Annotated in this window: 9 protein-coding genes and 2 pseudogenes; all 11 read right to left on the reverse strand. The window is 41.5% G+C overall.

Features of this window, described 5'->3' with window-relative positions; genetic code table 11:
* Positions 1 to 55: 55 nt before the first annotated feature.
* Positions 56 to 661: pseudogene (locus Q4A91_RS08670) on the reverse strand (TraX family protein); the annotation flags it as partial.
* A gap of 144 nt (positions 662 to 805) precedes the next feature.
* On the reverse strand, positions 806 to 1,681 hold the full coding sequence (gene aguB / locus Q4A91_RS08675; RefSeq protein WP_303213653.1) for an N-carbamoylputrescine amidase: 876 nt from the start codon (positions 1,679 to 1,681) through the stop codon (positions 806 to 808).
* Positions 1,682 to 1,690: 9 nt separating this feature from the next.
* On the reverse strand, positions 1,691 to 2,776 hold the full coding sequence (aguA, locus tag Q4A91_RS08680) for an agmatine deiminase (RefSeq protein WP_303213655.1): 1,086 nt from the start codon (positions 2,774 to 2,776) through the stop codon (positions 1,691 to 1,693).
* Positions 2,773 to 3,900, reverse strand: coding sequence for a carboxynorspermidine decarboxylase (gene nspC, locus Q4A91_RS08685; RefSeq protein ID WP_303213657.1), 1,128 nt, complete (start codon positions 3,898 to 3,900; stop codon positions 2,773 to 2,775). Before nspC ends, aguA begins: the two co-directional genes overlap by 4 nt.
* On the reverse strand, positions 3,900 to 5,159 hold the full coding sequence (locus Q4A91_RS08690) for a saccharopine dehydrogenase family protein (protein WP_303213659.1): 1,260 nt from the start codon (positions 5,157 to 5,159) through the stop codon (positions 3,900 to 3,902). Before Q4A91_RS08690 ends, nspC begins: the two co-directional genes overlap by 1 nt.
* Positions 5,156 to 6,016, reverse strand: coding sequence for a polyamine aminopropyltransferase (speE, locus tag Q4A91_RS08695; protein WP_156012044.1), 861 nt, complete (start codon positions 6,014 to 6,016; stop codon positions 5,156 to 5,158). The genes Q4A91_RS08690 and speE overlap by 4 nt, the downstream gene beginning before the upstream one ends.
* A complete protein-coding gene (locus Q4A91_RS08700; RefSeq protein ID WP_303213661.1) occupies positions 6,017 to 7,477 on the reverse strand; it encodes an aminotransferase class I/II-fold pyridoxal phosphate-dependent enzyme in 1,461 nt (486 codons plus the stop codon).
* Positions 7,478 to 8,100: 623 nt separating this feature from the next.
* Positions 8,101 to 8,655, reverse strand: a pseudogene (locus tag Q4A91_RS08705) (hypothetical protein).
* Between the two features lie 178 nt (positions 8,656 to 8,833).
* Positions 8,834 to 9,340, reverse strand: a complete 507-nt coding sequence (locus tag Q4A91_RS08710) for a YfbM family protein (RefSeq protein WP_303213663.1) — start codon at positions 9,338 to 9,340, stop codon at positions 8,834 to 8,836.
* Positions 9,341 to 9,436: 96 nt separating this feature from the next.
* A complete protein-coding gene (locus Q4A91_RS08715; protein ID WP_303213665.1) occupies positions 9,437 to 9,619 on the reverse strand; it encodes a hypothetical protein in 183 nt (60 codons plus the stop codon).
* A 21-nt stretch (positions 9,620 to 9,640) separates the two neighbouring features.
* Positions 9,641 to 10,516 (reverse strand): DUF4300 family protein, encoded by an 876-nt coding sequence (locus tag Q4A91_RS08720; RefSeq protein WP_303213667.1) that lies wholly within the window; start codon positions 10,514 to 10,516, stop codon positions 9,641 to 9,643.
* Positions 10,517 to 10,717: the final 201 nt, after the last annotated feature.

Genomic DNA, 10,717 nt, shown 5'->3' on the forward strand with positions numbered 1-10,717 from the left:
GTTCGTCTCCTCTCGCGCTTAGTTATAGGTCACCCACTACAGTTGACATAGAGCCGATAAAGAGCCAGTCAGAATTGTAAAGCATCATTTCCAGTGTTTGGTACCATGTGTCGTATATTTGGATGGAAGTCACTAACAAGAAGGCCCACAGAAAGGCATAGAGGAGATTTCGCAAGCTCTTGCGATTTCGACAAGAGTAACTAATCAAGAGAAATGGTAGCATGGTGATGCCACCCTCAGTAAAAAGACACCCGAAAATCAAGAGCCCAGCAACTCCAATCCGACGCCACAACTTCTCCTTTTTATCCAACTCTTTTCTGGGAAAACCAATCCAAAGCATGGTAACACCGATGGCCAAAGTCAGGAAAATGTTATTATTGACCATTACTCCTTTGGATGCAAATAGGGCGTTGAGTAGACTATTTCCAGCAAACATGATAAGCGCCCAACTCCAAAGACGGATGAGGTAGTTTTTCAGATTTCGAGTATGGATGAATCCTTCCATAGCCATATAGGCAAACCAAACTCCCACACAACGGGTCAAGGCGTGGAAGATACCTTCCCACAGAGGAGAAACGATCCCGGTGATATGAGGGATATGGTCCAGAACCATTACTGCTGCCATCAGATACTTCAACTGCGTTGCATTCCATTTTTTCATAATAAACCTCTTTCTTTTTGATTTACATAGAGTATAGCATACATTTCCACGTATAATCGTACACTCATCTTACATTTAAAAAGCCTATCTTGCATTTTTGTAAGACAGGCGTGAATATCAAAAATTTATTATGAAAGTTATCTTCTAATCGGTAATCCGTTGGTACATTTCTGGTCTTCTATCTCGAAACAGTCCCCAGTTGAGGCGTTCACTTGCTCCCTTATCAAGGTCATAAGTTGCTAACAGAACAGCTTCTCCTTGTCTTTCAGCTTTCTCTAGAATAGCTCCTGTTTCATCCGTCATAAAGGACGAACCGTAGAAGTCAAGACTGGAACCCTGTTCGCCATTTTCCTCACTAGGAGTGACTTCCTCCAAACCATAACGATTGGCTGCAATGACTGGGACAATATTAGCTGCTGCGTGACCTTGCATGGTACGTTGCCAGTGACCACAACTATCTGTATCCAAGATAGGTTCCGAACCAATAGCTGTAGGATAAAAGAGCAATTCTGCCCCATTCAACGCAAGACAGCGCGCGGTTTCAGGAAACCATTGATCCCAACAGATGCCAATCCCAATCTTAGCATAGCGAGTATCCCAGACCTTGAAACCAGTGTTACCAGGCGTGAAATAAAATTTTTCTTGATAATAATGGTCATCTGGTATGTGGGTCTTTCGATAAACGCCCAGCACTTCTCCATCTGCATCAATGACGGCGATTGAGTTATACAAGACATTGCCATCTTTCTCGTAGAAACTGATGGGTAAAACGACCTTTAGCTCCTTGGCAATGGTTTTAAAATGCTGAATGGCTGTATTTTCTATCACCGACTGGGCATACTGGTAGTAGTCATACTGGCGTTCCTGACAGAAATAAGGGCGTTCAAATAATTCAGGCAAGAGAATGATTTGTGCGCCTTGGTCTGCAGCTTGACGTACTAAATGCTCTGCTGTTTGGATATTTGTCGCCACATCCTTGGCGCATTGCATCTGGATCGCTGCAACTTTAACATTTCTCATCTTTTTCTCCTATTCTGGGATTTGTTGGGTGATACAGTGAATATTGCCACCACCTAAGAGAATATCTCTGGCTGGAATTCCTACGACCTTACGGTCTGGGAAACACTTGCTGAGGATATCTAGGGCCACTTGGTCGTTTACATCCTCAAACTGGGGCACTAAGACAGCCTTGTTGGCAATATAAAAATTGACATAGGAAGCTGCAAGACGTTCACCTGCATAACGCTCTTCTTCCCCTTCTTCATAGGTATAGCCTGGTAAATCTTCTTTAGTGACAACTTGACGAATAGCTGTGATAGGAAGCTTATGAATGGTGAAGTGACGCCCTTTTGCATCTGTTTCTTGCTCTAAGAGCTCTAAATCAGCTACTGACATGGCATATTGGGGATCGTTTTGATCATCTGTCCAAGCCAAGACAAGCTCTGCAGGACCAACGAAAGCGGCAACATTGTCAACGTGTTCATTGGTTTCGTCCTGATAAATACCATAAGGCAGCCAGATAACTTTTTCAGCGCCAAGGCACTCTAATAAGGTGTTTTCAATTTGCTCTTTAGACAGGTGGGGATTGCGACCAGCGCTTAGTAGGCAACTTTCAGTCACAAGAATGGTTCCTTGACCATCGCTGTGTATGGATCCACCTTCTAGTACAAAAGGTTTGGCATCATAAACAGGTATCTCTAAGAGTTCTGCAAAACGACTGGCTACTTGGTCATCATCTTCATAATCTTGATAAAGACCATCTACAGTACCACCCCAGGCATTAAAAGACCAATCGACTGCCAACTTTTTTCTTTTATCATTGACGAGAATGGTCGGCCCAGTATCACGCGCCCAAGCATCATTAGTAGGAATATCTAGATAAACAACCTTTTCTCCAAGATAGGATTGGGCTTCAGATAGATGGTCCTGCTCCACCAAAAGATAGACTCTTTCCCCTTCTGCTATGGTCTTGATAATTTGGCTAAAGGCCTTCTTAGCAGCCTTTCCTTGGAAGGGCCATGAACCTGGTCGAGTTGGCCAGATCATGAGGGTACCATGATGGGGTTCATACTCTGCTGGCATACGATAGCCTAATTTTTTTGGACTGTTCATCATGATAATCTTCCTTTAAAGTCTTGATAGCCGAAGGCTTTGACTAAGCTGCAGTCACCTTGCTCGTCCATGAGATAGAGACTTGGCAAGCCAATACCGTTAAAAGTATTATTTTTGACAAAGGAATAAATAGCCATGTCTTCGAAATAGAGTCTGTCACCAATTTCAACTGGATTTTCAAAACTATAATCACCAATCACATCACCCGTCAGGCAGGTATTAGAAGAAAGTCTATAGGTATGGGCTTTTTCCTGTGCATCAAAGCCATTTCTCAAAGGTGGCCGATAGGGCATCTCAAGTACGTCTGGCATATGGCAGGTCGCGGACGCATCTAAAACTAAGATATCCATACCGTTTTCGACAATATCCAATACTTCAGTAGCTAGATAACCCGCATTGAGCGCAGTGGCTTCACCCGGCTCGATATAGACTTCAAGATTGTAAGTTTCTCGTATACGTTTGATTTCAGAAATCAGCAATTCCACATCATAGTCTTCTCTTGTGATGTGGTGTCCTCCACCCATATTGAGCCATTTGACCTCATGTAAATAAGATCCAAACTGTTCTTCTACAGCTTTCAAAGTTGTCTCTAAATCATCTGCCCCTTGCTCGCAAAGGGTATGAAAATGAAGGCTATCCACCAAGTCCAGCAAATCACTCGGTATCTTGTCAAGAGTAACTCCAAAACGAGAACCTGGTGCACAAGGATCGTAGAGCGCGTGATCTCCTTGGGTAGAACATTGAGGGTTGAGGCGCAAACCGACACTAATACCAGCCTCTCGGCAACGAGCGCCATGTTTACGCAACTGTCTCTCCGAGTTGAAGACGATATGATCCATTATCCCCAGCAATTCCTCCAAGTCTGCATCCTTGAAAGCTGGAGCAAATACATGGACTTCCCCTGGGAACTCTTCTCTAGCTAGCTTTGCCTCATAGAGACCACTAGCCGTCGTACCTGACAGATACTGACTAATCAAGGGATAGGTTTTGTAGAGGGAATAAGCCTTCTGAGCAAGTAAAACCTTGCAGCCCGCTTCTTCCTGAACTTGCTGTAAAATACGGCAGTTGGCTTCTAGTTTGGCTAAGTCTATGACATAGGCTGGTGTGGGTACTTGTTCTAACTTCATTAGTCCACCATTTGTGGATTTTCAACCACAACCCAAGGTAATCCATACTCATTCAAAGCTTCCATGAATGGATCTGGATCCAACTCTTCAAGGTTATAGACTCCAGGTTGTTTCCAAGTTCCATTCATCACTAATTTGGTCCCAATCATGGCTGGAACTCCTGTTGTGTAAGAAATTGCTTGTGAACCAACTTCTGCGTAACATTCCTGATGATCACAAACATTGTAGATATAGATAGTCTTTTCAACACCGTCTTTGACACCTGTAAAGATACAGCCGATATTGGTTTTTCCAACTGTACGTGGGCCAAGGCTGGATGGATCAGGAAGCAAGGCTTTTAAGAATTGAATCGGTACAATGTCCTGTCCATTAAAGTTAATAGCATCCGTACGAAGGAGACCAACGTTTTCCAAGCATTTCATGTGCGTTAGATAAGATTGCCCAAAGGTCATAAAGAAACGAATGCGTTTAACACCTGGAATGTTTTTGGCAAGTGATTCGATTTCTTCATGGTGAAGGAGATACATGTCTTTTTGCCCAACCTGAGGGAAATCATACTCACGCTTGATAGACATAGCTTCGACTTCGACCCATTTTCCATCTTCCCAGTAAGAACCTGGCGCAGAAACCTCGCGGAGGTTGATTTCTGGGTTAAAGTTTGTTGCAAATGGATAACCGTGGTCACCACCATTACAGTCTAAAATGTCGATATAGTGGATTTCATCAAAATAGTGTTTGAGAGCATAAGCTGAAAAGACACTGGTCACACCTGGGTCGAAACCAGAACCGAGAAGAGCAGTTAAGCCCGCTTCTTTGAATTTCTCCTGATATGCCCATTGCCATGAGTAGTCAAAGTAGGCTGTAAAACCAAGTTCCTTGCAGCGTTTTTCATAGATAGCACGCCATTCGGGGTCTTCTGTGTCCTCAGCCTCATAGTTGGCCGTGTCGATATAGTGGACACCTGTCGCCAAACATGCGTCCATAATGGTTAAATCTTGATATGGTAGTGCTACGTTCAAAACAGCTTCTGGCTTGTAGCTTTCAATCAAAGCAATCACTTCTTCAACCTTGTCAGCGTCAAGGGCAGCTGTCTCAATCTTTGTACTTGTTTTACCTTCCAGTTTAGCCTTCAAGTCATCACATTTTGACTTGGTACGGCTAGCAATCATAATCTCTGTAAAGGTTTCGCTATCTTGGCAAATCTTTGAAATAGCAACTTGGGCAACGCCCCCACATCCAATAACTAGTAAACGACTCATTTTTTTCCTTCCTCTTCTTCTAAAATGTCCTCAACATACTTGGGCAACATAAAGGCCCCCACATGTAAGTTTGCAGTATAGTATTCTGTAAATAGCTGACGTTTTTTCCAACCTTCCTTGTCAAAATCTTTGACAGGGTGGTATTTTTTTGATGCAAATCCAAACAACCAATAGCCAGCAGGACTGGTAGGTATATGTGCTTGATAAACCCGGCTAATTGGAAAAGCTTGATTGACCTTGCGGTGCATGCTTCGGCAAGCAGACTCATCTTCGTCAAAGAAGGGACTACCATGCTGGTAAATCATGATCCCGTCTTCTTTCAAGGCTCTATAGCTATTGCCGTAAAATTCCTTAGTAAAGAGCCCTTCTGTATGTCCAAATGGATCTGTCGCATCGTTGATGATGATATCGTAATCATCTTCACAGTTTCTCAAAAATCTCAGTCCATTTTGGTAGTAAATGGTGACGCGAGGGTCATCAAGGCCTGCAGCAAAGTCTGGAAAATACTCACGACAAACCTCTACCAACATTTCATCAGGTTCTACAATATCGATTTGCTCCAGTTCAGGATAGAGCGTCAATATTTGGGCAACACCGCCATCACCACCACCTATAACCAAGACTTTCTTGGGATTGGGATGGACAGCCATGGGAACGTGGACCGTCATTTCATTGTAGACAAAATCATCCGCATCTGAAAACAAGACATGTCCATTTAAGATCAATATCTTTCCAAAAGCTGGTGTATCTAATACCTCTATATCCTGCCATTCACTCTTACCAGCGTAGAGTTGCTTGGCTGTTCTCAGGGACAGTTTCACATCTGGAGTATGAACTTCAGAAAACCATAAATCCATCTAGTTCTCCTTTCTCTTAATGACGTTGATGTGATTGACTTCTGGATCTTCCGTCCCTTGGAGGGAACAACCACGTTCTTTGGCACATTGGATATAATCCACAATCTCTCGTATAATGCGTTCACCTGGTGCTAGGATTGGAATTCCTGGAGGATAGCATATGACAAATTCCCCACAGACCTGTCCAACAGACTCATCCAAGGTTAAACTTCTTCTCTCTGAATAAAAGGATTCCTGAGGAGACAGCACTAACTCTGGTTGGATATATTCTCCAGCAATCAAGTCCTTCCCATCTCTCGAGTAAAGTCTCTTGATATCAGCTAAAGCACCAACCAGACGCTCAATGTCTTGGATGCGGTCACCAATTGAAATATAGGCCAATATATTGCCAATATCCCCGAATTCAATCTGAATATCGTATTCATCTCGCAAGAGGTCATAAACTTCGATACCTGTTAAGCCAATACCCTGAGTATAAACGGACAGCTTGGTCACGTCAAAATCACAGACCGACACTCCGTCTATTAACTCTTTTGAGTAGGCATAGTAACCACCGATAGCATTGATTTCACGACGAGCATACTCGGATAGCTCAATAACTTTCTCAAAAGACTCTTTTCCACGAAGGGCTAAGTTACGACGTGAAATATCCAGACTAGCCATAAGTAGGTAAGAGGCAGATGTAGACTGGGTCAGGTTGATGATCTGACGAACGTACTCAGGATTCATCTGATCGCCGATAAGCAGGATGGAGCTTTGAGTCAAACTCCCACCAGACTTATGCATAGAGACCGCCGCCATATCAGCGCCAGCATCCATAGCAGACAGTGGCAATTTGTCTGTAAAATGCAAATGCGCTCCATGAGCTTCATCCACTAAAACTAGCATGCCCGCTTCGTGAGCCATCTCTGTTAATCCTCTCAGATCCGAACAAATTCCATAGTAAGTAGGATTGTTAATCAAAATGGCTTTAGCATCTGGATGTTCCTTAATGGCCTGGGCCACCCGGTCATTTTCAAGACCTAAAGCGATGCCGATTTTAGGATCCACACTCATCTCGATATAGATGGGAATGGCTCCACATAGAACCAACGCATTGATAGCAGATTTGTGGACATTCCGTGGCAGAATAATCTTATCTCCTGCCTTACAAGTCGAAAGAATCATGGTTTGAACTGATGAGGTTGTTCCCCCAATCATGAGAAAGGCATGGGCTGCACCAAAAGCATCCGCTGCCAACTCCTCCGCATCCCGAATAATCGAAATGGGATGACCAAGATTATCCAAAGGTTTCATCGAATTGACATCGATACCAACACATTTTTCTCCTAACAGTTCGACAAGTTCTGGATTTCCTCGTCCACGCTTGTGCCCTGGCACATCAAAGGGGACAATTCTTTTCTTGCGTAGCTTGACCAAGGCCTCGTAAATTGGGGCTTGGTTTTGTTCTAACTTCTTCAAGACATACTCCTTTACCGTATTTTTAGCACCTCAAGAAAATAAAGGCGACTAAAGGTTGACTTATGAAAAAAGAGCAGGTTTTCTCCTGCTCTGCAATCTTCTGACGTGTGTATTTTGGTTTCTGTTGAGTATATCTGTTCCTGATGTTTCCTAACTCTCTAGTAGCAAATATTACGTACTTTATTGATCGTTTCACAAGATGACGTGTGCTTTCACCACACTAAAAATTTATGAATTAGGACAAACGTCCTAACATCAACTTATAAAAGTAGGCTTTTAACCCTATCAATAATGTGGCTTTTTAACCACGCTTCGGCATTCAACCCTGCCTGTCCGTAGGCATTTTTTACTCGGGTTTATATTTGCTAGAAAACATCATCTCATTTTCTAAGCCTTACAACTATATCATGTTTACAAGAGCTTGTAAAGTATTTTGTGAAACTTTTTTAAAGAATTTTGTTTTTTGTTCGTCAAATTCTGTTGAACTATAAAAAGAAATCGCTTTAAAGCGTCACAGACATAAGAAAAAAGAAACTACAGACATTAACTACTTCAATAATTCTTCAAGTATGACTTGATATTGAAAATCAATTCTTTTCATTAGATTTTATACATATTTCCAGCTAGGAAGTGCGAATCAACTGCTCCAATTCTACTTCTGAAAGCTGTCCTTGATTGTAAAGTTTTCTAAGTAAGTCCTCATCTACGGTAATTGAATAGTAATCCGTCACAAACTCATGAAATTTCTCAAAACTGTCAAAGAAATAGGATAACAACCATTCGCCACCGTCCTGATCTTGATAGGTATTTTGATGTTCTTGACCGTCATACTAGATAAAGAAGGTTGTTTCATCTTTTTGCTCTTCTGAGTAACGGTTTTGATACTTTTCATTCAGTCCTTTATAAAATCCGTCTATGATGTCTTGATTCCACTCATCCGCAGCAAATTGACTCAAACTGTTTTCATGATCAAAGCCCTTTATAAGGATGATTTTACCAGTAAAGATTACATCTAGAGAATCACCAGAACCATTGTCGATAAGGTAACGAACCCCATAGCTTCCCTCAGTCTTAACGATCAATCGAAGCCAGGTCTCATTTGGATCTGTTCGATACTCATCAATGACAAGCAAGGCATCTAAACGTGTCTTGGCATTTTCCCATTCAATTCTTCCCATCTCTTTAGTCCTCCATCTTAAAACTTAAAATCTATTATGCTTACAAATTCTATAACCTATTTCTATCTATTCCGTCTGACTATACTGTGGAATATTTCCTTCAGCAGACAAATCATCAGGTGTACGATTTTCTAGATGTGCATTCATCACGCACTTGACTAACAGTTGGTAAAAGTAGTTAACAAATAGTCACTAAGACATTCCCCTTGAGAGTTAAGATTTTCTTATAAAAGTCCTTCATTTTTACAAAGCAGGTTCGAATGTCATCCTTGATTTCTTCCTCTTCATCAAGATAATCCCAAATATCGGGATACAAATCGGCCTTCTTACATGCTTCCATGCTAAAGTTAGCTAAAGCCCTATCCATGTCAAAATTCTCTAATGCTTGAACAATCTCAGCTATCTTTGAGTGTTCAGTATAGGCTATATATTCTGACACATTTTCTAAAGGGGTCACTCCCAAGACAGCTTCTCTCAAGGGGTCGTCATCCATAAATTCTGAACTACTAAAACCTGTCATAACAAAGAGTAAGGCATCCCACATTTTGTCAATATCTATCAACGTATCATTTCCTTCAGGATAATCATCTACTATGTCAAGCAAATCCTCTTCCTGACAAGAATACCGCTTTATTTGGCTTAATTCATTGTCAGATATATATTGATAATTAGCAGTCATTCCCATAATGTTTCCTCCTATAAGTTCCTTAGGATAGCACTAATGTTACTAGTTCCCTTTCTTGAAAAAGGCAAGAAATCTACTGTTTTTGGATACTCCTCCTTATTTCTCATTCTCATCTTCCGTCACTTCCCAGACTTCTGACTGATAACCCTCACCATCTATATCATAGCGCTGCATATAGCCAATAAATCTTTCCTTTTTATTTGCCTTACGAGGCTTGAGAATGTTTATAGCCCAGAATCCGATAAAAATGAGAACTAAAAGCGCTATTACAGTCTCCATATTACTTCTCCTTTGCCTATCTTAATAACCTTCAACCAACTTTTCATTATCCATGATAAAAGGCTTAGCCAATCCGTCACCAGTGTAATCCGCATACTTTGTAGCTAAATACTTGTAACAATCCTCCTTGCTCTCAAACTTAATAGCTTGATAAGGCTCTTCAAAAGTCAGTTTCTCTACAAATAAGAAACCCTCCTCAGCTGGCACTAAAACACCTACGTGCCCAACAAAAAGAAACTCTCCATCCAAATTGTCATGCAACACAACAGACAACATTAGAGCTTTGTCATTGAATTGAAACTGGGAGAAGAATTTCTCCATCTTCTGCGCGTGAACTTTTACATCCGTCGTTGCTTCCGTCTCCACCCTAGAAAATAGAATATCAAACTCTTCCTTATCTTTCACATCAAATACTTTTCCCTTATCGATAGCATCGTTATCCACAAAAAGCAACTGATCATTCTTTTCGAGTTTTGGGATTGTAACTGAATTTTTTAAGAGGGCATAGCTATTAATTCGGCAGTTGGTCCCGACAAAGTCACCCTTTTTTTGATTCCAGAGGTTGCTGATTTTCTCTACGTCGTATTCTGTCTTCGTAAAGGAGGTAAAATCACCACTTAAGCCAGTGGAGCCGACAGTCGCATTATAGGCTGTGACAAGATTGAAAAATGCCTCAACACTATTTGGATCCAAGTGAGCTGATAAGAAAGATTTGACCTCTTCGGTACTGACTTGACCGTTTAGATTGGAATATGAAGCCGTCCAAGGAACTTTATCTGAGCTGGTCTGTGTCTGATTTGTAGCTTCAGTGCTCGTATTATTTTGCTGACAAGCAGCCAATCCAAGAAATAAGGGCAAACACAATCCCAAGGCTACTACTTTTTTCGTTCGTTTCATGAAACTCTCCTTCTAGAGTACAAGTCTCTTTTTCATTTTAAACAGCATTCATTAATCATGCAGCTAGTAATCGTTGACTTAGCTATATTATACTACATAAGTCAAAAAAAGACTGCACGAATCACCCATTCATTACAGTCTTTTTAAGGCTCTATGTCAACTGTAGTGGGTGACCTATAACTAAGCACGAGAGGAGACGAG

It is taken from the genome of Streptococcus sp. (assembly GCF_030528045.1).
Taxonomy (GTDB): domain Bacteria; phylum Bacillota; class Bacilli; order Lactobacillales; family Streptococcaceae; genus Streptococcus.

Bases quoted from the DNA above. Each gene is read 5' to 3' on its own strand.
- aguB (WP_303213653.1), bottom strand. From the start codon at position 1,681: ATGAGAAATGTTAAAGTTGCAGCGATCCAGATGCAATGCGCCAAGGAT.
- aguA (WP_303213655.1), bottom strand. From the start codon at position 2,776: ATGATGAACAGTCCAAAAAAATTAGGCTATCGTATGCCAGCAGAGTAT.
- nspC (WP_303213657.1), bottom strand. From the start codon at position 3,900: ATGAAGTTAGAACAAGTACCCACACCAGCCTATGTCATAGACTTAGCC.
- Q4A91_RS08690 (WP_303213659.1), bottom strand. From the start codon at position 5,159: ATGAGTCGTTTACTAGTTATTGGATGTGGGGGCGTTGCCCAAGTTGCT.
- speE (WP_156012044.1), bottom strand. From the start codon at position 6,016: ATGGATTTATGGTTTTCTGAAGTTCATACTCCAGATGTGAAACTGTCC.
- Q4A91_RS08710 (WP_303213663.1), bottom strand. From the start codon at position 9,340: ATGGGAATGACTGCTAATTATCAATATATATCTGACAATGAATTAAGC.
- Q4A91_RS08715 (WP_303213665.1), bottom strand. From the start codon at position 9,619: ATGGAGACTGTAATAGCGCTTTTAGTTCTCATTTTTATCGGATTCTGG.
- Q4A91_RS08720 (WP_303213667.1), bottom strand. From the start codon at position 10,516: ATGAAACGAACGAAAAAAGTAGTAGCCTTGGGATTGTGTTTGCCCTTA.